This is a genomic window from Microcoleus sp. BR0-C5, from assembly GCF_036705045.1.
Lineage (GTDB): Bacteria > Cyanobacteriota > Cyanobacteriia > Cyanobacteriales > Microcoleaceae > Microcoleus.
In genome coordinates this window covers 55,181-80,147 of record NZ_JAUBTR010000020.1, presented here as the reverse complement: position 1 = coordinate 80,147, position 24,967 = coordinate 55,181, and the positions used below count along the sequence as shown (strand labels likewise).

Here is a 24,967-nt window from a genome sequence, read left to right as displayed (position 1 = left end):
TGTGTAGCAATTCGTGATTTTTTTATCCGCGTTTATCGGGATATAAAAAATATTTATGAATAAATCTTAAGTTTTAATTAAATTTAGTATTATAATTTTGGTAACTTCCAACTAAGTATTTATTCTCACTATGATAGCGGATCAATTTCCTTGGCTGACCGCAATTGTCATCCTACCCCTCGTAGCTTCCCTCGCCATCCCTTTTCTGCCCGATACAGACGGCAAAACCGTGCGCTGGTATGCCCTAGGCGTAGGTATTGCAGATTTTGTATTAATGTGCTGGGTGTTTTGGACTCATTACGATCCGAGCATCTCTACTTTCCAAATCGTCGAGCAATATCCCTGGATACCTTCTTTAGGCCTCAACTGGTCTGTTTCCGTTGACGGACTGTCTGTTCCGTTGGTACTGTTGGCGGGATTGGTGACGACGCTATCAATCTTTGCAGCCTGGGAAGTTGATCGCAAGCCACGACTCTTCTACTTCCTGATGCTGGTGATGTACTCCGCACAAATAGGAGTTTTCGTCGCCCAAGACATCATGCTGCTGTTCATTGTCTGGGAACTAGAACTAATTCCGGTGTACCTGTTAATCTCGATTTGGGGCGGACAAAACCGTCGCTATGCAGCTACCAAATTCTTGATTTACACCGCAGGCGCTTCCATCTTTATTTTGATAGCTGCCTTGGCAATGGCATTCTACGGCGGAGGCACTCCCACCTTCGACATGGTAGAACTAGGCTTGAAGGACTACCCACTGGGTTTAGAATTATTCCTTTATGCGGGATTGCTGATTGCCTTCGGTGTGAAACTGGCGATTTTCCCCTTCCACACTTGGCTACCTGATGCCCACGGTGAAGCATCTTCTCCAGTATCGATGATTCTGGCCGGTGTATTGCTGAAAATGGGCGGATACGGACTGATTCGCCTGAATTTGGAACTTCTTCCCCAAGCACACGTTTACTTTGCACCGATTATGGCGGTGCTCGGCGTGGTCAACATTATCTACGGCGCGCTGAATTCCTTCGGTCAATCGAACATGAAGCGCCGCTTAGCGAATTCGTCGATTTCTCACATGGGATTTGTATTGTTGGGTATTGCTTCCTTCACGGATTTGGGAATCAACGGGGCGCTGTTGCAAATGATTTCCCACGGTTTAATCGCCTCAGTATTGTTTTTCCTGGCTGGCGTTACTTACGATCGCACCCATACAATGATCATGGACGAGATGGGCGAGATTGGGAAAGTCATGCCGAAAGTGTTTGCTTTGTTTACCGCAGGCGCTATGGCATCTTTGGCACTCCCCGGAATGAGCGGTTTTGCTAGCGAATTGTCAGTGTTTGTGGGCGTCGCCACTAGCGATATGTACAGCGGTTCTTTCCGCGCGGTGACAGTGTTCCTGGCGGCAGTGGGACTGATTTTGACGCCGATTTATTTGCTCTCGATGCTGCGACAGTTATTTTACAACTGTGGGAGACTAGCTGCTTGCGACCTTGAGGATCTAAATTTGCAGAATCAGAGAAACAATCTGGATGAAGCGGTTTGTTTTGGTAATAGTTGCGTTTTGCCTGGTGATGCACCGTTTATTGATGCTAAACCTCGGGAAGTGGCGATCGCATTTTGCTTTTTGATACCGATTGTCGGCATTGGTTTTTATCCCAACATGGCGATGCAAGTCTACGATGCCAAGACTGTCGCAGTCAACGCAGAAGTCCGCCAATCTTACATCCAAATTGCTCAACAAAATCCTCGGATTTATGCGAATCAACTTTTGGTTCCCAAAATTGCCCAAGCTCAAAAATCGCCTGCTTTGGACAAAATTACAGGGTCTGAATCTGCATCGGTTTTTGGCATTGTCAAATAATTTTATCGAATTCTGTTTTTGTTGAAGATTGGGCGATCGCTTTTGTCAAAGGGCGATCGCTTTTTTGTTAGCCCTGAATTTCTGAAATAATCTGCGCCAGATTCTCCCTAGCATATCCCACCTCAAGAATGGATTTATCATCGAGATCAGAGGCTACTTTATTCAAGATATTTAGCGGTTCTTCCAAGCCTGTCGTCTTCACAAACAACACTTGCAACCGAGTTTTTACTAATGCTAAAATAGAGCGACTTAGCTCGCCTTTATCCCCTTTCCGTTTAGCAATATTCATGCTCAATTTGTGAGTTTTCAACAGCCCCATTCTTTCTATTCCTTGCGTCTTAACCGTCTCCAAAACCTCCGCTCGAATCTGATCGACTAATCGGTCGGTCACATATTGCACGATCAAAGGCTGAAGCATAAAAACAGTTTCCCCGCCCTCACTAATTTTGTCAATCAGCGAGCGACGACCCAGAGAATCGAGATTTTTTAGCAAATCCGAAAGCGATGAATTGACCAACATCTGCTCTCGCAAAGTCGCCAGGGAAATCGGGATTTGAGCAATAGCAATCCAGTAGGCAATCTCTTGTTCAGAACTCGACATTCGATCGAACTGCTGCGCGAGCAAATTGCTGATATGTTCTTCAATAAATAAAGCCGTAGCTTCCAAAAGCTTTAAAACATTCCCCTCAAAAAACTCGTTAATTGTTGTGGCTACAATCTTTAATGCTAACAGATTGCCTCCGTACCGGGATAACAAGATTTCCAACTCTCGATCTTGAGGCGACAAACCTTTTTCTTGGAAAATTTCCCGCGCTATTTCCTCGGAAATAGCAGGTTTTAAAGACCGCACTTTTTCTCCCGCCAGCAAAGCCAGTTCCGTAGGCTCTTCCGAACTAACTAGCAGTAAACAGCTATTGTGATTGACCTCACCGAGCCGCACGATTAAATCTCGATATCCTTCGTAGTCTTCCCGGTAGTGCCCCGCTAATTCTTCGGGTCTGAGAACCGCTTCAAAATCATCTAAAATTACCAGACAGCGGTGTTTCCGCAGATACTCGACCAAGCGGGAAATTTGGCCGCTGAGGTCGATCCTCTTCGTTGGCGTAGCCCCCGTAGGGGCGGGTTCCGCTAACGGCACATCGGGTTTTTGTTGGTTAGAAAAAAGTTGAATTAAGCTCCCTAGGAAGTCGGATGGTGCGGGTGCCGATCGCAGCGATCGCCAAATCACAAAATCAAACTCATTCTGTACCTGTTTTGCCAAATGCACCGACAGAGTTGTTTTGCCGCTACCAGCCAAACCCAGCAGCGCTACCAGGCGACAATTATCTGATACAATCCACTGCTTTAAAATAGTTAATTCTTCAGTCCGTCCGTAAAAAACCGAAACATCCGGTGCTTGGCCCCAATCTTCCTGTCGATGTCCAATCGCCATCTTCAATAGAGAGCCTTTACCTCCACTAAAATCGCTCGTTCCCTGATCGATGTGGTATGAAAACAGCAACTGATGCCTCAATTCCGAAAGCTTTCCAGGGCCGTTCCCCCCGATCTGAAACTTTTTGTAAACTTCGCCGAGTCTTTTGCGAACGGCGATGTCGCTAATGCCAAGCTTGGTGGCGATCGTCGCTGTAGATTGACCGTCGAGAGCCATAAACACAGTTTCTAACTCGGCATCTGTGACACCGCGCTGTTTGGCGATCGTTTGCACAAAGTTTTGAGGAATCGGAGTAGTCAAGGTAGGAATCTCGTCTATACTAAAAATCTATCTTCTATTATATTGTGTGAGTTCTCGCGGGCGAGCAATTGAATCGAATCTACCAACGTTCAGCTTGCTTTTTGTTGTTTGGGCAGTTTTAGATATTTATACCCAATTATCGATTGTGATACCAGTTTAAAAAATACACCTCTAGGCCCGTACTCCAAACCAATACACAATCAGTCATTCCCAATTCTTCAATTCTTCAATTCTTCAATTCTTTAATTATTTAATCAAAGATGGTATGAGGAACGGGGAGTTTATCGCCCTAAATTATTGCTGTCTCCTCACCCGTAAAACCTATTGTATAGTGGAGGCGCGGCGCTTAATTTATAGCACCAAACCATAAATCTCCAACCGCACCACAACCCACAGCCAATCAAAAACCGGGTCAACTTACAATTTTTGAAAGCAGCCCTATATCAGCCAAAACTTGTCGCACTAGCGCCGTATTCTTGGGCCGGAAGCAGTCGCCAACTCCCATCGCCCATAAGTTCCAAAACCTGCTGGTGATATTTCACTAAACTCAATCGGTGGCCCACACTCACAAACGTAGTTTTAGTGGCTTGCAACTGCTCATATAAATATTGCTCGTTCTTCAAATCCAAAGCACTTGTCGCCTCATCCACAATAGCGTATCTCGGTTCTGTCAATAACAATCTAGCAAAAGCTAAACGTTGCTGTTCTCCCAGCGACAAAATCTCCGCCCAATCTAAATTCGCATCAAAACCGCCCAATCTGTCCGGCAAATCTGCTAAGTTTACTGATGCCAAAACGCGGCGCAATTTTTCCTCATCAACCTCGCTGCTGCTGTTGGGATAGAGAAGTTGCGATCGCAAACTACCCAAAATCATATAAGGACGCTGTGGCAAAAACAGCATTTCCCCCAATTCCGGCCGCGCCAAACGACCTGTTCCCGATTCCCACAAACCCGCAATTGCCCGCAGCAAAGAACTCTTCCCAGCACCGCTTTGCCCGACAATTAACAGTCCTTCACCGGGCTGCACTGCTACCGACAAATCGCTAATTAAAGTCTTTTGATGGTGCGGAGTATCTAAAGTAACGTGTTCCAGTGTCAATTGCGAACTTATAACTGTATCGATTGTTCTGAGGTCGAGTTTAACAGCACTTTTTTCCTCTCTTAAAGACTCATTAAACGTGGCTAAACGATTAATCCCCGCTGCAAATAAACTCAAGTTTTCAATCCTATATACAACCAGAGAAAAAGCCTCAGAAACCTGACGAAAAGCAAATTCAGCTTGAGTAATATCGCCGTATCTGATCTCACCTGCAAAATATATAGAAGCCAGGAACAAAGAGGGAATAATATAAGTTGCATATCTATAGCCCACTCTAAAATATCCCAGATTTCGCTGCCAACCAATTAGGAAATTAAAGTTCCGAACTGCTTCTAAAAATCGGTGTTTCACCTGAACAGATTCCTGTGCTTCTCCCCGGTAAAAAGCAATTGATTCTGCATTGTCCCGAATGTGAACCAAGCCATAGCGAAAGTCAGCCTCTTTGGAGAGCTGATTGAAGTTCAGAAATATCAACCTTTTGCCAAAAAATACCATGACTGTCGTGCCAAAGACAGCATAAATAATTAGTCCGATCGAAAGACCTTTGGAAATAGACCACAGAATCCCTGTAAAAGAAATAATATCGATCACTGCCCCCAATATCAGCAGCAAAAACTCTAAACTTGTGCTAGTGAAAGATTTGATATCTTCAGCAATCCGCTGGTCGGGATTGTCGATTTCCTTCTGAAAATTGATTTCGTAATAAGCGCGGTTTTGAAAATAACTACCCAGGAAACTATCAGTCATCCACTCTCGCCAGTACAATCCCAGTTTATCTTGGGTATAGCCGTAAATAACAACTATCGGGGTACCGATAATAAAAACTCCAGCATAAACCCACATAAACCGCCAAAAAGTAATCTGATCTTTTTCAGCCAGGGCGGTCGTGAAAAAATTACTAATATAGCTAATGACTACGTTAATTCCGCTAACAGAAAGTGACAAAAATAGCAGCAGAGCTAACATTATCCACTGCTTCCAGCGCGGTATCAACTTGCTTCTGAAAAAGACAAAAGCAGCCAGCGGGAGGATTAGCATTAAACCAACGATCGCAATTGTCGGTGAGTAGATAATTCCTTTGATCAAAGTAGCTAAGCCAGCCGCAACCCCGTTAAAAGCCTCTGGAAATAAGACTTGAGTACCCAAACATACAGCGCTGACGAGCATAAACATCGCAGCGAAGAGAAATATCAACAACAGCGCTACTAATCCTAAAAATATTCTGCCACCCCCAGGCTCTAAAGGATAAAAGTAAGGTTGAGCGATCGCAATAAATCTCTGCCACAACTGACGGTCAAATCGATTCATCTTTGCTGTTTACAAAACTACTTTGACTGTTCTAACATATCAAGTCTTGTGACAAACTGCAGCAGTAATTTATGTCCGACTTTCGCGAAAAAATTTGTCTCACCCACAGACGGAAACTTGTTTTCCGACTTAACTGGTGGAGAGAAAAAAATTGGGAGCTTAGTTCAAGCTCTTAGATTCATCTGTTGAATCAATTCTTTAATCTCAAATCTCAAATCGCTCTAGCTGGAAGAAGTTGCGCTATCGCCGGCCAAGTCCGACTGCAATTCGCTCCTATAAAATCTTTGGCTAATCCCTAAAATTACTTGTTTCATTAGCCAATACAAAACAGCAATTACTACAAAAGTGACAGCCATTACTAAAACCGGACGCTTGCCAATCAAATCGTTCATTACGCTGTTAACCAGCGCATCGGGGTTAGTCAGAATGTCCCAAGTGTTGAAGCGGATAAATCGCCCTAAATAAATGCCGATCGCCGAAAGTGCGTGTATAGTTATCTCCGTTACCAGGATAAATCTACTCAAACCCTGTTGCTTCAAATAGTAACCCAAATTCATCACCGACAGCACGTAAGCCCCAAACCCGATCAGCATAAACGTCAGATACTGCGGGATCAAAGCTAGAGTCACAATCCACACCGAGTTCCCCTCTTTAATCTGCTCGATCAGGTGAATGATATCAGTTAAAACGTAGGGTGCATTGGGTAAAAATGCGATAAACCAGAAAAAACCGCCCCACCACCGGAGAGAGCGAACTCCGCGCTGCCGCAGTACCCAGATGTCTACAGCCATCAGTGCCAGTGTAATCGCGATCGCCCCCAAAACGTAAGTTTTGCCCACATCTTGCACAATATGCTTCAGATAGCCTAAAACATGGCGCGTACTGGGCAAAAAAGTAGCGCCCAGGAGAAAGGCCGTACCCCACAGCAGCCAGCGCGATCGGGGTTTGCGGAACAGCCAAAAACTCAGGCCCAGCGGTACTAAAGCCAAAAACAAATTCCAAGACATCCACCGGACATTGTGTCCCATTGCTTGCAGCGCTTCCAGGATTAATCCTATCATGTCAATTTTTATACAATTAAAGGTTTGATGCAGCACTGCTTCCTTAGAAGCTTCAATCTATTTTAGTCGTTAACTTGTAGGGTGCGTCAGCTTATGACTCCACGCCCGCGCCTGAAAATCAGGAACTGCTAATACTTGTAGGGTGCGTCAGCTTATGACTTTACGCCCGCGCCTGAAAATCTAAAATCGACTGACCCACCCTACAACTGTGGAGTGAAATCTAAAATCTAAAATCTAAAATCTAAAATCGATTGGTGCACTTTACTATTTATACACTTTGTCGATCGGAATCTCAATCTTAAAAGTTGTTCCGCATCCTATGGAAGAAATGCACTCAATCTTACCCTTGTGCTTTTCCACCACAATCGAGTGCGCGATAGACATTCCCAACCCCGTACCCTTCCCCACAGCTTTCGTAGTAAAAAACGGGTTAAAAATTCGATCCACTATCCCCTGCGGAATGCCCGTACCATTGTCCGAAATTTCCACTATCACAGTGTTCTGGGGCGTTACACCAGTGCAAATAGAAATCCGGCCACTCGTATCTGCTTCCCGAACGGATAACTTTTGATATTGTTCTTCAATAGCATCAATTGCATTAGCAATAATATTCATAAACACCTGATTCAGTTGGCTCGCATAGCACTCCACCAGCGGCAGTTTCCCGAACTCCTTAATTACTTCAATTTCCGGGCGGCTGTCCCGACTCTTCAAGCGGTGCTGCAAAATTAACAAAGTGCTCTCAATTCCCGCGTGAATATCGATCGGCTTCATTGCGGATTCGTCCAACCGCGAGAAATTTCTGAGGGACAACACAATTTGCCGGATGCGCTCGGTTCCTACCTGCATCGAACCGACAACTTTTCTTAAATCCTCCGCCATGAAGTCCAAATCTATCTCTTGAATGCGATCGACAATTTTTGAATTAGGTTCGGGATACTCATCTTCGTAAAGAGTCACCAGATCTAGCAACTGTTTTGTATACTGGTTGAGATAATCAATGTTAGCGTGAATGAAGTTAACGGGATTATTAATTTCGTGAGCTATCCCGGCAACTAATTGCCCCAAGGAAGACATTTTTTCTGTTTGAATGAGTTGAGTTTGAGTAGAGCGCAATGACCGCAGAGCTGACTCTAAATCTCTGGCTTTTTCTCTTTCTCGTTCCTCGCTTTGCCGCAGTGCTTCCTCTGCTTGCTTGCGAGTCGTAATATCCTGGGAAACTCCAATTATTACCTTAGCCTGACCCTCCGCATTCCTACTAAAAATAGTATCCCGGCTTTGCAGCCACAACAATTGACCGTATGCTCCCCGTACCCGGTACTCAATTTCCCTAGTTTCGCCATCTTCAACTTCTGCAAAGCTCGCGTGATGTTCCACAATTTTAGGCAAATCTTCGGGGTAGATTAACTGAGGCATGAGTGACGAATCCATCCCTGTAATTTCGTCGCTGGTATAGCCCAAAAGCGCGAACATTGAAGTATTAGTGTAGATATTTCGCTGTTCTTCCAAGTCGTAGAGATACAAAATACCGGGAGTAGCATCGGCTACTTTTTTAATGAACTGCTGGCTTTCTTGCAAAGCTAACTCAGCTTGCTTGCGATCGGTAATATCAATTGCTATGCCGTCCCAAAGAATATCGCCGTTTTCTTTAGCTTCAGGACGCGAATTTATCTGAAACCAACGAATGTTGCCGGAAGGTAGCACCATCCGTCCTTCCCACTGCCAAGGTTGCAGAGTTAGGGCGGAAATAGCACCAGATTCCTCATAATTTGGGCTGTCTTCGGGATGAATCAAATCTGTTACCAAAGCCGCATTTTTCAAAACATCTTCTGGTTCTAACTCAAAAAGTTCTCGGCAAGCAGCACTTATGTAAGGAAAACAGAAAGAGCCATCTGGACACAACAAAAATTGATAAATGATTCCCGGCAAATTAGCAGACAGCTTTTGGAATCTTGCCTCGCTTTCCCGCAGTGCTTCCTCTGCTTGTTTTCGCTCCGTAATGTCAGTAATTGAACCAACCATGCGGACTGCTTTTCCAGATGCGTCCCACAAAGCTTGCCCCCGACTCAATATCCATTTGTAAGCCCTGTTGTAGCACCACAAGCGGTATTCGGTGATGTAATGCGGCGTTTTTCTCTCCAAGTGTTCTTGAAGAAGTTGCTGAGCAATCGCTAAATCATCGGGATGTAAACTCGTATTCCATGTGTTATTATAATCGCTAATGTCACTATCTTCGTAACCAGTGATTTCCTTAAAGCGATCGGAGACAAAAAGTTCCCCTGTTTGCAAGTTCCAGTCCCAAATGCCGTCATTGTTGCCTTTGAGTGCTAACTGCCAGCGTTCTTCAGTTTGCATCAATTGAGCAGTTCTCTGTTTGACTCTATTTTCTAGTTCTTGATTGAGCTGTTTGAGACTTTCTTCGGCCTGGTTGCGTTCGATCGCAATTCCTGCTAAACTTCTGCTCGCCTCTATCAATTGCATCTCAAAAAAATGGGGCTGGCGCGGTTGAGAATAATATATTCCAAAAGTTCCCAAAACTTGACCCTGAGATGAGAAAATAGGAGTAGACAAGCAAGCTCTCAGTCCAAAACTTAAGGCTAAATCTCGAAAATTTTCCCACAAAGGATCGCTGGCAATATCTGTAACGATCACCTGTTGGCGACTAAAGGCAGCAGTGCCGCAGGAACCGACATCCGGGCCGATGGCTATGCCATGAATAGCAGCGTTGTAACTGTCGGGCAAACTGGGCGCGGCTCCGTGCAGCAAATGTTTGCCGTCTGGAGCTAGAAGCAATATCGAACCGATGACATCTCTAGATTGCTGCTCGATAATTTCAACTAAAGTATTTAAAGTATCGCCCAGAGAAGTACCCTTAGCAATCATTTCTAAAATTTGTTTTTGACCGGTTAACCAATTTTCTGCTTGCTTGCGCTCCGTAATGTCGCGAGCCACCCACAGAACAGTATTCTTTTTCATGGGCGAAATTGTAGCTGCAAACCACTTTTGTACGCTAGCAATTTCTAGGTGATACTCAAAAGTACAGGTTTGATTTGTAGCGAGAGCTAGGCAAATTTGCTCCACAAAAAAAGTTTTCTTTTCTGTGTCGAATAAATCGTTAATTTTTTTACCTACAAATTCTGCCGTCGGCTTGTACAATAATTGGGGATTGGTCGGCGCAACTTTCAGGAACCGTCCCTCAATATCGAGCTCGAAAATTACGTCGTTCATGGCAGCGAACAAAGCTCGAAGTTCCGATTCAGAAGCTTGCAGGGCGATTTCAGCTTGTTTGCGCTCGCTAATATCCGTCCCGATACAAAGCAGTCCAGCCACATTACCCTTCGCATCTAGTAAAGGTTTATTTGTCCACGCTATCCACACCCTTTCTCCATTGCTGCGGATGTTTTCATTTTCGTTTTGGAAGTATTTTTGTGGCTGTGCCAAACAGTCTCGAATCTTTGTCGCGAGGTCACTTTCAAATAAATCTGTTTTCGGTATAATTGTGCCGATCGCACTTTTGCCGATGATTTCTGCTTCTGAATACCCAAAAAAAGTTTCAGCACACTCGTTAAAAAAAGTAATCTTCCCTTCACTGTCTAACTGCACAATCATGCTGTTAGAATTCTCAACTAATTGCCGATACTTAGCTTCGCTGGAACGCAGTTTCGCACGGCCATACACCCAGCTAAAAACCGCCACCCCGGTGAAAACAGCCAGCAAGCCGCCTCCAAAGAGCAGCCACCCCCGAAACGGTGAATTCGCACGCCATCCCCCCGCCGGAATTGCGGCCAACTGCCAGGAAGCGTTGGGCAAAGTTACTTCCAGCACCACGGGATTCTGCTCAAAAATTGACCCGTCACCGAAAAACACAGGGCCGGAGGCTCCCGAACCGTCTTTGCCCCGCAGAGCGTATTGCAGCTTCGCTGAGGAGTCGTTGAGTCCTGCTTCCTCAATGAGGGTATTTTTGTCGATGATCAGGCCTGTCAAGCCCCAGTAAACTCCTGTTTCTGCCTCGGCACCGGAGGGTGTGAGAAAAATCGGCGATCTGCTGATGAACGTCTCGTCCCCCTCCAATAATTTCACGGGCCCGGCAAGCACAGTTTTTCTGGTTTGGATGACCTCTTTGACCATTTGCCTCTGTTCGGGTAGCGTCGTCAAGTCAACCCCGATCACCGCTTCATTTCCCTCCCGTGGATAAATGTAAGCGACCGTCGTGCCTTTAACTAAAGTTATGGCCCGAATGCCCGGTTGCTGTGCCACCAGAATTCTCGCCGTCGCTGTAAACTCGGCTTCGGTGATGTTTGGGTTATTGGAAAGGTAAGCCCCCAAACCCCGCATCAAAAACAGGCGGGAATTCAAAGAGCCTTCCAGCTTAGAACGGACTGTGCTGAGCCGATCGAGGGTGGTACCGCGGTTGTAGTGAAAAAACCGCCGCTGTTCTGAGCGATCTAAAATGCCAACTCCGACCAAAATTGCTATTGATGCTGAAATTGCTGCTAAATACGGTGAAATTTGGAATTTTTTCACCTTAAAGTATTCCATCTGCCGGCGGTTAAGGTATATTTTTTAGATATTTAGATAGATTTAGTTTAGTTTGATTTCTCTAAGCAAATGCAAGATTTTCGGCATACCGGGCGTTTCGCAAGCGGGCGCGAGTTTGTTGTATTTTAGGACGCCCGCCGAAAATCGCCGACTTTCGGCAAGCGTCTAATCATCAATTTTCTGCACCAAGTTTTAAATTTACAATCGACTGACCGAAAGTAATGTGGTCATAAGCCCCCGGATTCATTCCTTCGCAGGCTCAGGACGGATCAATCTAAAATCTACAATCTACAATCTAAAATTGGTTGACTCGCCATTTATCGGGTAGGGTGCGCGCTGCAGCACCAGAGCGGTGGGGGAACGCGCACCCGAAAGACGGGAGTTATTAGCTAAAATAAGGTTAGCAATAATTTTTTTCAGCGCTACGCCGAATCATTCATAGGGGCAATTTGATGCAAGAACAGTTGATGGAAGCGATCGCACCTTACCGCGATCGCGTGGATTATCTAGAAGTTCGCCTCGAACAAAGTGAGTCAACTGCGATTAGTTTTCGCGGCCCTCAGTTAGATGCTGTCAACCGCAGTTTTAGTCTCGCCGGCGGCATCCGCGCCTGTCACAAAGGCGGCTGGAGTTTTGTAACTTTTAACGGTTTAGCTGAGTTAAAAAACCGCATTGAAGAAGCTGTAGTCCAGTCTCGTTTGGTTGGTAGCGAAAAAACTCTACTAGCAGATGTTACTCCGATTCAAGATTATGTAGCGGTGGAATTGGGCCGCGACCCGCGCTCTATTACTCTAGCCGAAAAGCGGAAACTGCTCGAATCTTACAACCAGTTGCTGTTAGATTATGACCCGCGAATTCAGACGACAATGGCAGGTTATAGCGACAGATTTGGGATTACTTATTTTGTGAATTCTCAAGGTACTTGCATCGCTCAAGAGCGCTTGGACGTGACCGGGCGTTTCGGAGCGATCGCCCGTGGGGAGGGTGGTGTCGTCCGCCAAGGGTTTGAGTCGATTCACTCGCGATCGGATTACGATGTCTTGACAAATATTGAAGATCGTGTTAAAAGTGCTGCCGTTCGAGCAGTGGGCCAATTAGAGGCCAAATCGGTGAAAGGCGGTCAGTATCCGGTGATTTTAGACCCTTATTTGTCGGGGGTTTTTATTCACGAAGCTTTCGGGCATTTGTCGGAAGCAGATGGTATTTACGAAAACCCGAAAATGCAGGAATTGTTGACTTTGGGCAAGCCGGTGGCGATCGAACAATTGAATGTAATTGACGACGCAACTGTGCCGGGATTGCCGGGAACTTTGAAATACGACGACGAAGGCGTGCCTGCTCAGTGCAAGCATTTAATTAAAAATGGAGTTTTAGCCGCTCGGATGCACAATCGCGAGACTGCGGGCAAAATGGGCGAAAGTCCGACTGGAAATGCCCGGGCTCTGAGCGCTACTTTTATGCCTTTGGTGCGGATGACTAATACTGCGATCGAGTCTGGTGAAAATTCTTTTGACGAAATGGTTGCGGACATTGACGAAGGAGTCTATGCAGTGCGGATGTTGGGAGGACAAACCAACGGCGAAATGTTTACCTTTGCGGCGGCTCAAGGGTTCATGATTCGCGACGGCAAATTGGCCGAACCGGTGAGCGATGTCACTTTAAGCGGCAATGTATTTCAGACTTTAAAGGATATTGAGTCTATAGGGAACGACTCGGTTTATGCTTACGGCGGTTGCGGTAAAGGCGGCCAGAGTGGCTTGCCGGTAAGTGTCGGCGGCCCCCATTTGCGGATTAAAAATGTTGTAGTCGGAGGAAGGTAATCATTAGTCATTAGTCATTAGTCATTAGCTATTAGTTCAATACTTACGCAACTGGTTAAGGTGAGGGCGTGATCACGCCCTCACCTTAAGTGGTTTGGGGTGATGACAAGCTGACAACCGACTTAAAATCCAATACGGTTCACTTAACACTATTTATACCCCGGAGATCCCCCTCGCATACCCCCTACTCCCCCTGGTTGTAGGGGAGTAGGGGTTGACTTTGAGGGCATTCTTGTCCCCCCTTAGTAGGGGCGGTGCGACCCCTACTCCCCGTGCCCGCCCTTGGTTAGGGGGGATCTGTCTTAAGTGAACCGTATTGACTTAAAATCTGGTATTTACTTTCACTCCCGCTGAGTGCGATGCCGCAGGCTACCGATACCAAAGGTGTAAATTTCCACACATCAATTCCCACAACTAATAAGCTTGACTTGTACCGATTTCGCGTTCTTTTAGCCAATTTTATTGGGAGCATCTCATATTTGTAAAAACACTTCTTCTGGCTCGTGCTTTCTTCCTTCTGACTCTTTCCTTTTGGCTCCTGGCTCCTAGCTACTAACTCCAATTTCTAGCTTAGCTGCAAAACTGAGATGATCCCATTTTATTCCCCTTAAGTTTCCTTCCTCTCTACCCGATTATTCTGCCTAATGGGAATCTCAATCACAAATTCTGCACCCCGCTCTATTGGCTGTGATAAACACTTCAAATCTCCGCCGTGCTTCTCCACCACAATCTGATAGCTAATAGATAATCCCAAACCAGTGCCTTGACCCACAGGTTTAGTTGTGAAGAAAGGACTAAATAGATGAGATCTTACCTCGCTTGTTATCCCCAGCCCATTGTCTTTAACACTGATTCTTACCCAATCGTGATTCAGCATAGCAGTACGAATCGTAATCGTACTAGGCTCGTTTTTAATTTGTTCAGGGGTGCGTTTTTTGTCATAGTAATTCAACGCATCAATCGCATTGCTCAGCAAATTCATAAATACCTGATTCAACTGACCGACATAACATTCTACTTGTGGCAAATCTCCGTATTCTTGAATAATTTGAATAGGTGGACAATCAGGCTTAGGCTTGAGCCGACTCTGCAAAATGACTATACTGCTGTCGATTCCTTCGTGAATATTAACGGGTTTCATCTCAGCTTCGTCAAGGCGAGAGAAGTTCCGCAACGTCAGCACAATCTGACGGATACGTTCAGCCCCTACTTTCATCGAAGATAGCATTTTAGGCAGATCTTCTCTGATAAATTCTAGCTCTATGTTGTTAACTAAATCTTCGATTTCAGGGTGATTATGGGCATCGTGCTGTTCGTAAAGGTTGATTAAATCCAATAGCTTCTGACAATACTCATTGACATAAGTTAAATTGCCATAGATAAAATTAACGGGATTATTAATTTCGTGGGCAACACCAGCCACTAACTGTCCTAAGCTAGACATTTTCTCAGTCTGAATAAGCTGAGCTTGGGTGCGCTGTAAATTTTGCATTGCGAGTTCTAGTTGGATAGCTTTTTCTCGCTCTCGCACTTCTGATTGCCGCAATTTCTCCTCTCTTTCTTGGCGCGAGCGTTCGTTTTCTTTGAGTTCTTGCACGTGCTGCAATGTTTTGTTAATAGTAATTTCTAAATCCTGAAAATCTATAGGCTTAGTCAAAAAATCAAAGGCCCCACCATTCATTGCCTTTCTAATATTTCCCAAGTCGCCATAAGCAGATATAACTACTGTTTTGACCAGAGTAACTAGGTCGTTAAGTTTTGCTAGCAAAGCCATGCCATCCATGACTGGCATATTAATATCTGTCAGTACAATATCTATATCCGGCTCCTCTCGCAACTTTGAAAGCGCTTCTACGCCATTATGTGCAAAAAAAACTTCGTATTCTCCTGTGCGGATCTTTTTTCTAAATTTCTGGGAAATTAAACATTCTAAATCTGGCTCGTCATCTACAAAAAGTATTTTTGCTGGCATATTATGCTCTCAGTTGCTAGTATAAGGAATCAATAAGAGAGGATGATGATAAAAGTAGCAATTAGCAATTATGTTGCATTGTGAATTGACTCCAAATTGATTATTTTATTTTTAAGAACCTCAAAATTAACAGGTTTAGTAATATAGTCATCAGCTCCATAATCTATTGCGACTTGGTAATTTGTCTCATCTCCATAAGCGGTTATCATGAAAAATTTTAGATCGGGAAACTTTTGTTTGGTAACTCGGAGCAGTTCTAGCCCCGTCATTCCGGGCATATTAATATCCGACAAAATTAAGATAAAAGAGGCTTTTTGGGGGCTTTCTAAATATTCTAACGCAGTCTTTGCTGAGAGTGCAAAATGAAAGTCTATTTGCCCTGCTTTGATTTCTTTTCTAAATTTTTGTTTAAACAAGCACTGAATATCTGCCTCATCGTCTACAACCATTACTTTCATTTTTTTAACTCCTTAAATTCTGTTATTTTTTTGGCAATGTAATTATAAACTCTGTGTAATTTCCTACTTCTGTTTCAACTTTAATTTCTCCGCGATGCTGCTGGATGATAATATCATGACTGATAGATAGACCTAGACCAGTACCTTCCCCCGCTGGCTTTGTAGTGAAAAAGGGATTGAAAATTTTATCAAGTACCTCTGGCGTAATACCTGGGCCATTATCGCGAATGTGGATTTCAATCCGACCGTCCAGATTTTGAGTTTTCACGTCAAGTAGCGGTGAAAATCTTTCCCCTATTTCTTGTTTCTCTTTATAAAGTGCATAACAAGCATTACTAATAATGTTAAGAAAAACCCTACCTATGTCTTGTGGCACGACCTCTACTTCGCCAATGTCATTGTCATAGTCCGTTTCTATGGTAATGTTAAAAGCATCTTCCTTGGCTCGTATCCCGTGATAAGCTAGATTGATATATTCGGCCAATAAACTATTTATATCCGTAGCTTCCCAATGGCCGCTTTGTCCTCTCGAATGCAAAAGCATATTGCCAACGATTTTGTCTGCTCTTTGACCATGTTGATTAATTTTTTTAAGATTTTCTTTGAGATCGGTTAATATCTCTGCAATATATTCATTAGTTTCGGGTTCTAATCGTTCTCCTTGATTTGCCAGTTCTTCAAACAGTTCTTCGGTTAATTCAGCAGAAACTTCTGAAAAATTGTTGACAAAGTTTAAGGGATTTCTGATTTCGTGGGCAATTCCTGCTGTTAAACTGCCCAGAGAAGCGAGTTTTTCTTGGACGATAATCTGATTTTGCATCGCTCTGAGATTTTCTTCGATCCGCTGGCGCTCTTGAATTTCATTTTGCAATTGTTCCACAGTATGGGTGAGTTCAGATGTCCGCTCCTCGACTTTGATTTCTAGTTCCTCATTAGCTTTTTGCAGGGCTTCCTGGGCTTCCTTGCGATCGGTGATATCGCGGACGATCGCCACATATTGTTGCAGATCCTGATTGGAAAGGGAAGCGTCTTGGGAAAATCGATCGGAGATGGCCACTTCCAGAATGCGCGAGCTACCATCGGACAATTTGAAAGTTTGTTCGCTACGACTGAGCCACTGCTCTGGCTGAATCCCTAATCCGGGTAGTAATTTGTTTAGGTGAGACCCAATTAGCCCACGAGCCTTTATTCCAAAGACGCTTTCAGCAGCGGGATTAGTCTGACGAATGACACCATTTTCATCCAGCACCACAATAGCATCTAGGGCAATGGTAAATAGCTGTTCTGCGCCCTCTCGTGCCTCGTCCATTGAGACGACTTGCGGTAAACTCGTCCAACAAGCAACGGCCACCCCAATAAAAGCAACTGTCACGAGTAGCACTACCAATAAATTCAAGCCAACAGTAGAGTTAGCATATAATTTGGAGCCAAAAATCCAGCCGACAGCGACGGCGCTGACAATCAGCAAGATCAAAATTACAACCTGAAACGCCACAAAATCTGGCATTTTGCTCTTGCTTCTGTTGCGGTAAAGCCGAATCCACCACGAGGGATGGAAAGGGGCAAAAGCAATGCGACTCATCCCTGCATCCACTGCTAAAACGGCAAGAGGAAATAACAACCCAATGATAAAGTCTTGCCAACCCCAAGCCAAGCCTCCGACTACTAGAACCACCGCATCTACTACGAAAAAGCCCAGCGACCACCAAGGCCACCGAACTTCTGGCTGATCCCGCCGCAGCCACAGTGAGAGATGGAACATCATCAGGCAGACAACTAAGCCAACATTAGTAATCGCCACAAGCCGAGGTACATTTCCCCAAGCTAGACAGATTAAACTGAGAACCAAAATAAAGACCAGCCCAAATCCAAAGACACCCCGTCGGGATACAACTGCGAATGTTGGCGAAATATGCCCATCTACGGCAAGTTGATACAGCATCCGGGGGCAGTTGGAAACTATGGTCGCGCAACTCAGAAGACAGCTTGCGACTACCAGAAAGGTGACAAGGGTGGGCACCCAGGGCCCCCATAATACCTGACAGGCAGCTAATACATTCAAGAATACGTCATCTTTCAGACCAGGAGCAGTAGCCAAGCGCATCAGTACCCAAGAACCTCCCAAAATAACAGGCAGCATCCCCAGTGCGGAAATTTTGAGAAACTGCAAGGTTTTAGTAGGGTTGCGGCTATCGGCTACGAAACTGGCGGCGGAGTCACAGCAGTAGAAGATGTATGTACCAAAGTAAAACCACTTAGCCCAGTCAATAAAGGTGAATTCCGGCCAAATGGCGGGGAAAAAGCCGGGACTGTTTGGGGAAAAAGCTAACCAGATTAGACCATGAATGGAAAAAACGGATAATACGCCGACTGTCGGCAACACAAAAAAGGCGAGCAGAATACTTAAGGCGCGGGTGCCGCTGAATGTCAAAATGAAGGGTAGGAGCGTGAAGGTAATATTTAGTAAGGCTTCAGGACAGCTAAGACCTAAACTATTGAGGTTGACTTTGATTAGTTGGGTCAGTACGATCGCAGAAATTGGCAATGTTGCTACCCAGCTTAAAAAGTATCCGATCGCCACATAGCTTCCCAGACCTGGATAATTTTTCAGTAGTCGCGCGGTATAGTTGGGCGTTCCCCCAGCCATGTCTGGGAAATACTCGCCGATGCGTTTTACCTGTAGGTTCAACATCATACCCATGATGATACCCGGCAACCAGATCAAGATGGCGCTAGGGCCCATGCTTGCCTGGATGACTGTGGCGATGGTAAACCAATTAGCGTGACCGGTGAGACCAAAGCCTGATGTTTCGACGGCACTCAGGCTTCGGGGTAGGCGCATGAGCGATCGTCTATTCAGATTTTCTCTTATCGAAGGCTGAGTTGGTTCTGAGTGGTAGCCGTTTTCTGGCTGGTGTCGGATGTCTGTCGCCATCAATTTTACCTATTATTTTTTGGATGTTGCAGTTGCTACCCGATGTTCAGCTTTATAGATCTAAAAATTTTTTTGTTAAGTATTGTTCCTAGTCTTAAATTTTGGCAAAGCAGCCTTTCCCAGTCAACCAGGAAAATCTATCTCAATCCATCTTCAATATTACATTTTATTTCTGACTTCTGACTTTTGCAAATTTCGCGTTCGTTTAGCCAGACCGTTGAGGCTTCGGCTAAGTCGTTGGGTGTTTAGGGAATTCAGGGATTACATAGAAATTGGCTAGAACTTACGCAACTGTAACATCTCCGTGTACCAGCCCCATAAAATTAGACAATAAATATCGGAAACTCGGCAATTTTTAGTTGCTAAATTAAATATTTTGATAGTAGCCATTGTTTGATTTTATATACTGTTTGACGATTTTTATCCGCTAAAGTTTTGACAGCCAACCCCACACAAATTAAGGGCAAGCAATAGGATTTATTAGAATTATAGCTGGACGGCACTGGCAATATTCTCTCCCGGTTAGTTACTTGATTTCCCTAGAAAATTGCTCAAGTTTCCAACGAATAGCAAACAGTTTTTGTAGGTAATTTGTGCTGGATTTAGTGCGGTAGTTTGTTGCGACTGTCAACTTGTGAGTGATCCGGACTGGTTAAAGTGAGGGGGTGATCACACCCTCACCATGTGCCAGTGGCGTAAGTCCTGTAGTTATTGGTAGGGTGTGCCTCGGCGCAGTTTACAACTACAGATAGTGTAAAAATATAAGCAATGCAGTATAATTCCTGTTCTCCCTTCTTTCCTCTTCCTTCTGACTTAATAACTTACGCAAAAAATGGTTCACTGCGCTATTTGTAGAGTCTCTGTGCGCCGAGGCGCACCCTACAGATAAAGTTTGGGCGTCCAGGAATGTTCCCTCTTCCTTCTTTTTTCTTCGGTCTCAATAAAAAACCCCGGTTTCTTCAAGAAACCGGGGTTTTTTCTACCAACTAAGAGAGGAGTCAAAACTTAACAGGTAGTGGTTGCCGGAATTCTGCATTTCTCGCACAACCCTCTAAACCAAACTACGGGCAAATTCTAGTTGCAACTTCTTTAAAGCTGTCTCATTTCCTCTTCAAGCACCCGAACCAAATCTTGGTTCCCACTGGATCTCGCTACTTCTATGCGGTGCATCAGTTGCTTGTGAATGTTAGCGCGGTGGGTTTCTGCTACTTTTTTTACGTTTTGACGATTTGTGTTCATGGTGGACGTTCCTTATATTAAATTTGGTGTACCTGCTACTTCTCTAATATAGCGCTAAATTCCAAAAAGTATCTAAATTTACAAAAAATTTACAGTTGTTGACCGATCGACCAAACTACTGTATAAGATTGGGCATAAGTCAATAGCGATATCTTGACAATCAAAAAAAAGGCAGAACGCTAGAGCAGTAGAAGGCCGAAAGCTAGAGCAGCAGAAGCCTAGAGCAGCAGAAGGCAGAAAGCAGAAGTAAAAATTCTCCCCATCTCACAACCTTGACTCAAAGGGTAAGTTACTTATGACGTACCCAACATTTACTCCAAACTCAAAACTTGCTTCAGCGCCTCTACCAACTGCTGAAGGTGTGCGAGCTCGTGAGTTGCCATTAGCGAAATCCGAATTCGACTCACGCTTACAGTCGGAGGCCGAATCGCCGGAGCAAAAATACCCATCTCCTTGAGTTTGCTGCCGACTGTTAAAGCGGAGGCTGCATCTTTTAACGGAAGAGTGAAAATTGGGGAGAGGGAATTACTAATTGGTAATTGGTAATTGGTAATCGCGCAATATTTGAAAGTTTCGATATTTTGTCGCAACCGAACTCGGCGTTCTGGTTCTTGCTGTACAATCCTCACAGCTTCCAAAGCAGCCGCGGCATCAGCAGGCGTCAATGCTGTAGTATAAATCCAACTCGCAGCTCGATTACGCAGAAAATCAATTAAAGCAGCAGAGCCCGCAACGTAACCACCTAAACTTCCCAAAGCTTTGCTGAGTGTCCCCACTTGAATCAGGGGTGTTCCCGTACACCCGAAATGTTCTGCACAACCGGCACCGCTAGCACCGAAAACTCCCGTAGCATGAGCTTCATCTACTAATACCATGCAGTTAAAGGTTTCGGCCACAGCTAACAACTGTGGTAGCGGACACAAGTCCCCATCCATGCTAAAGACGCTATCGGTAATAATTAAACACTTGCGATACCTTGCGCGATTTTGCTCTAGCTTGGCTTTTAAATCCTCAAGATTGCAGTGACTGTACTCTAGGGCTGTTGCACCGCTGAGTGTGGCTCCGTTTTTCAGGCTCGAATGGTTGTACTTGTCAGATAATATCAAATCGCGCTTGCCGACAACGGATGCGATCGCCCCTAAATTCGCCAAATATCCCGAACTGAATACTAAAGCATCTTCAGTTTGTTTTAAATTAGCAATAGCTTGTTCTAGCTGTCGGTGCAAATCGCGGTGTCCGCTGACCAACCTCGAACCCGTCGCACCCGTACCAAATTCCTTAGTTGCAGCTATAGCAGCTTCAATTAACCTGTCATCGCCCGCAAGTCCCAGATAATCGTTGCTGGCAAAGTTAATCAGGCTGTGGCCTGCTAACTTTACCACAGGCCCAGGGGAACTTTCGATCGATTGTGGCGATCGATACCAATCGGCACGGCGAACTGTGTCCAGGGCCTTCTCTATCCAAGCGTAAGGGTCTGCGTTCATATTGGAAAGCGATCGGGTAATACGTTATATTAGCTGGTGATAAGTTCCTCCCCATCACAGAAGCATATGCCACTCACTAAAAAATACAGATTAGTCACCCGCAGCGATTTTGACGGTCTTGTCTGTGCCGTTTTGCTCAAAGAACTCGATATGATCGACGAGATTAAATTCGTGCATCCTAAAGATATGCAGGATGGGAAAATCGAAATAACAAATAACGATATTAGCACCAATTTACCCTATGTTGAGGGAGTTCATCTAGCTTTCGATCACCATTTCAGCGAAACTCTTAGACACGAGAAAATCAAAATTAACCACATCATCGATCCCTATGCAGCTTCTGCTGCTAGGGTATTGTACAAATATTATGGAGGCCAAGCAAAGTTTCCTGATATTTCTGAGGCGATGATGACGGCCGTTGACAAATCAGATTCCGCTCAATTTTCCCAAGAAGAGGTTTTGCAGCCGCAAGAATGGGTGCTGTTAAACTTCATAATGGACGCCCGAACGGGGTTGGGAAGGTTTAAAGAATTTACCGTTTCCAATTATCAGTTAATGATGCAGTTAATCGATTACTGCAAATATCATACCATCGACCAAATATTGCAGCTTCCTGATGTAAAGGAAAGAGTAGACCTCTACTTCGAGCAAGAAGAAAAATTTAAAGAGCAAATACAGCGCTGCGCCAAAGTTTATAATAATTTAGTTGTTTTGGATTTGCGTAACGAAGAGGTGATTTATGCAGGGAATCGTTTTGTAATATACGCTTTGTTCCCTGAGTGCAATGTATCGATTCACGTACTTTGGGGACTGAAACAACAAAATACTGTTTTCGCAGTTGGCAAGTCAATCTTTAACAAAACTTCTACAACTAATATTGGGGAGTTAATGTTAAGATATGGCGGTGGTGGCCACCAGAATGCCGGAACTTGTCAGATTGAGAACGATAAAGCTAGTCAAGTTTTGAAAGAGTTAATTGCCCAGATAGAGCAAAATGGTTAAATTGGCTTTATCTTTTTTGCAGTCAGGACTTGAGTCTTTAGATTATTTATTTTAATTTTCAGCACTAAAGTCCTTACTACAAATGGGGATTTTTAGGACTGAAGTCCTTACTGCAAACGGGAGTTTAGTTCTCAAGGTTTTGAGCTGGCGGGTTCTGAACATTGAGATTTTCTGAACTGTTGCCTTTGACGGGTGGCAAATGGTCTACCAAACCCATATCAAAAGCGATATCCGGCAACTCATCAGCGTTATATTTTCCTGGCTCAAACAAGCGCCCGGGAGTAAAACAAGGCTGTTTCAATCGTACCACCTCCCCGGGTGAAAACATTCCCCTAAACATTTTGCGTTCGAGTCCCATAATTTCTGCTCCTAAAACAACTTTCGCATTAATCTTAGCAAGTTTTGAGCGACAGCTTCCCAATTAAATAAATCCGCCGTCTCTCTAGCTTTTTGACCTACCCGAAAACGCATCGGGTCTTCAACAATTTTTCGCAACTGTTCGCGAACAGACTGAATATTTGGCTCGGCCCAATGAGGAGAATTTCGGATTTTTAGATACTCAGTATCGTAACACTTTCCTACGGGAATTAGATCGTAAGCAATGGGATAGCAGTTATCACTCTTGGCGTACTCAGTCGGGCCGCCGTACATAGTCATAGCGACGGGTAAACCTGCTGCAAAGGCATCCAAAATTTTAATTGCAAAACCCTCGCCGCGAAAGGGAGCTAAAAAAGCATCGGCTGACAAGTATAAATCAGCTAGTTCTGCTTTATTATAAAATTTACGGATTATCAAAATTTTTGCCTTTAACTTGCCGAGCTGCTTTTCGATATTGGCGAGATGTTCCACTATAACATCTGGATTATTGCCGCCATCTTTGATTATTAACTCGACGTTAGAATCATCTTTAAACTCTTCCCAAAAAGCTTGAATGGCCAGATCCGTGCCAAATCTATAGAAATCAAAAGAATTGGTCATGTGCAGAATATACTTTACATCTTTTTGGTTTTTTTGCTGCCTGGGCAAATAGAGTTGCGAGATTAAAGGATTGAAACCTAGAGGCATGACTGATACGTTGGTCGCCGGACATCCAGCTTTTATTAAAACGTTTTTAGAATATTGGCTGACGGCTAGTTTGTGAGATAAAGTGTTAACAGCATCGTAAATCCAGTAATCATAATCATCATGGTTTGTGGCGAATTCGTAATTGATAGCAAAAAGTTCTAAGTTGAGATGTCCGTTGAGTTCTTTTAAAAAATAAGGTTTCCAATAATGAGACCATTTGATATGAAATAAATCTGAGGGTGTGGTGTTCATCCACTTCTCTAGCAGGTCGTTTTCTTCTGCTGTGGAATGGCGGCTGAGAGGAGAGGCTATTGTTGAAGGTGCGACCGAAATAGGAATTCCCATTTGGTCTAAAGTTTTCGCCAGGGATAGGGTAATGTCGGTGAAGGAATTAAAGTGTTGAAAGGCAACGTTAAAGTGAACCATATTTATTGGTTATTAGTGCAGGGTAATCGCATCTAAGTTGGTATAAATTGTACTTGACAAATGACAGAAAATGCAGGGTCCAGAGGCAGGGCTGCGGTGGAGACGAGATCGGCGACCAACAAGCAGTTAAACTGGGAATGGACTCCCGGCAGGTATCCCTCACTCAGGCAGATGGAAAAAGGCTGCCGTCAAATCTACCGCTAACGGAACATTGTTGAACGTGCTATCAACCGACTCAAGCAATGGAGTCGGATCGCTATTCGATAGGAGAAGCTGCCTGCCAATTATACAGCCACGATCGCGATCGCCTGCATTCTGTTGTGGTTATAGTTTGAAAACACGCCCTAGGCAATAGTACGTGATGGAGATAAATCAACTAGGTGGAACCCCAGCGATCGTGCTTAGCTGGCTATCAGCATCACACTCAATTTTCATTCCTTAATTTACGAGCTGTGCTTGAATGATGCTGTAAAATGTTTAAAAAATTTCCCTCACCATTATACCTTAATTAATATGCGATCACCTGTAATATCTCTGAGTATTTTTTTATTATTTATATTCTGGGAGCGTTCAAATGGGCCAAATTTTCTGAAAAACTGGCATTTAAGATATTTACCGAAGGCAATGAATCGGTTGCTTTTGGTTGGTAATTTAAAGTTTGAGTAAAACCTTTTGCCATTGATAAGCTGTTGTGCATTTAATTTGTATGTTGAGGGCGGGCTTTCGGGCCCAACCCCTACTCCCCACAAGAGGAAAAATTTATTTTACTATGCAATTTAAATGCGGATTAGCTTAAGCTGTTGTGCATTTAAATTGTATATTTCGAGTCCCGATCAAAAATCGTCAAATCCTCTCCCCCTCTCCTCTTCTCCCCCTCTCCCTCTCTAATACCATAGGCAATCTAGATGCAACACAGCTTAGCACCCATAAAATACAATGGCTACATTGAAATTTATTCGGATTTA

General features: G+C 44.3%; 14 protein-coding genes. 3 read left to right on the top strand and 11 right to left on the bottom strand.

Annotated elements, in window-relative coordinates; all coding sequences use genetic code 11:
* Positions 1–130 precede the first annotated feature (130 nt).
* Positions 131–1,861: an NAD(P)H-quinone oxidoreductase subunit 4 gene (locus tag QUB08_RS12320; protein ID WP_333108723.1), complete on the top strand. Its 1,731-nt coding sequence runs from the start codon at positions 131–133 to the stop codon at positions 1,859–1,861.
* A gap of 67 nt (positions 1,862–1,928) precedes the next feature.
* On the opposite strand, the gene QUB08_RS12315 is transcribed toward QUB08_RS12320, so the two are convergent.
* The 4 genes from QUB08_RS12315 to QUB08_RS12300 form a co-directional block, all read right to left on the bottom strand.
* Complete coding sequence (locus tag QUB08_RS12315) at positions 1,929–3,593, bottom strand: NB-ARC domain-containing protein (RefSeq protein WP_333224972.1); 1,665 nt, start codon at positions 3,591–3,593, stop codon at positions 1,929–1,931.
* Positions 3,594–4,036: 443 nt separating this feature from the next.
* Complete coding sequence (locus tag QUB08_RS12310) at positions 4,037–6,001, bottom strand: ABC transporter ATP-binding protein/permease (protein WP_333224971.1); 1,965 nt, start codon at positions 5,999–6,001, stop codon at positions 4,037–4,039.
* A 221-nt stretch (positions 6,002–6,222) separates the two neighbouring features.
* Positions 6,223–7,062: a DUF1361 domain-containing protein gene (locus QUB08_RS12305; protein WP_333224970.1), complete on the bottom strand. Its 840-nt coding sequence runs from the start codon at positions 7,060–7,062 to the stop codon at positions 6,223–6,225.
* Between the two features lie 264 nt (positions 7,063–7,326).
* Positions 7,327–11,586, bottom strand: a complete 4,260-nt coding sequence (locus tag QUB08_RS12300) for a PAS domain S-box protein (RefSeq protein ID WP_333224969.1) — start codon at positions 11,584–11,586, stop codon at positions 7,327–7,329.
* Between the two features lie 467 nt (positions 11,587–12,053).
* Here QUB08_RS12300 and QUB08_RS12295 point away from each other — a divergent pair, with 467 nt between their 5' ends.
* Positions 12,054–13,421: a TldD/PmbA family protein gene (locus tag QUB08_RS12295; protein WP_333224968.1), complete on the top strand. Its 1,368-nt coding sequence runs from the start codon at positions 12,054–12,056 to the stop codon at positions 13,419–13,421.
* A gap of 607 nt (positions 13,422–14,028) precedes the next feature.
* Here QUB08_RS12295 and QUB08_RS12290 read toward each other — a convergent pair.
* The 5 genes from QUB08_RS12290 to bioF form a co-directional block, all read right to left on the bottom strand.
* The gene (locus QUB08_RS12290) at positions 14,029–15,393 is read right to left on the bottom strand and encodes an ATP-binding protein (protein ID WP_333224967.1); all 1,365 of its coding nucleotides are present in this window, start codon (positions 15,391–15,393) and stop codon (positions 14,029–14,031) included.
* A gap of 68 nt (positions 15,394–15,461) precedes the next feature.
* Positions 15,462–15,851: a response regulator gene (locus QUB08_RS12285; protein ID WP_333224966.1), complete on the bottom strand. Its 390-nt coding sequence runs from the start codon at positions 15,849–15,851 to the stop codon at positions 15,462–15,464.
* A gap of 22 nt (positions 15,852–15,873) precedes the next feature.
* Positions 15,874–18,786: an ATP-binding protein gene (locus tag QUB08_RS12280; protein WP_333224965.1), complete on the bottom strand. Its 2,913-nt coding sequence runs from the start codon at positions 18,784–18,786 to the stop codon at positions 15,874–15,876.
* A 1,089-nt stretch (positions 18,787–19,875) separates the two neighbouring features.
* Positions 19,876–20,025, bottom strand: a complete 150-nt coding sequence (gene pirA, locus QUB08_RS12275) for an arginine synthesis PII-interacting regulator PirA (protein WP_172185012.1) — start codon at positions 20,023–20,025, stop codon at positions 19,876–19,878.
* 311 nt (positions 20,026–20,336) lie between these two features.
* Positions 20,337–21,509 carry an 8-amino-7-oxononanoate synthase gene (bioF, locus tag QUB08_RS12270; RefSeq protein WP_333224964.1) on the bottom strand — a complete coding sequence of 391 codons (1,173 nt, stop codon included), beginning with the start codon at positions 21,507–21,509 and terminating at the stop codon, positions 20,337–20,339.
* Between the two features lie 66 nt (positions 21,510–21,575).
* Between bioF and QUB08_RS12265 the strand changes: the two genes are divergently transcribed.
* The gene (locus QUB08_RS12265; protein ID WP_333224963.1) at positions 21,576–22,511 is read left to right on the top strand and encodes an exopolyphosphatase; all 936 of its coding nucleotides are present in this window, start codon (positions 21,576–21,578) and stop codon (positions 22,509–22,511) included.
* A 124-nt stretch (positions 22,512–22,635) separates the two neighbouring features.
* Here the strand turns inward: QUB08_RS12265 and QUB08_RS12260 are convergent, their stop codons facing one another.
* Both QUB08_RS12260 and QUB08_RS12255 read right to left on the bottom strand, forming a co-directional pair.
* Positions 22,636–22,869 carry a hypothetical protein gene (locus QUB08_RS12260; protein WP_333224962.1) on the bottom strand — a complete coding sequence of 78 codons (234 nt, stop codon included), beginning with the start codon at positions 22,867–22,869 and terminating at the stop codon, positions 22,636–22,638.
* An 11-nt stretch (positions 22,870–22,880) separates the two neighbouring features.
* Entirely contained in the window at positions 22,881–24,002 is a 1,122-nt protein-coding gene (locus QUB08_RS12255; protein ID WP_333224961.1) for a glycosyltransferase family 4 protein, read from the bottom strand.
* Between the last annotated feature and the right edge of the window lie 965 nt (positions 24,003–24,967).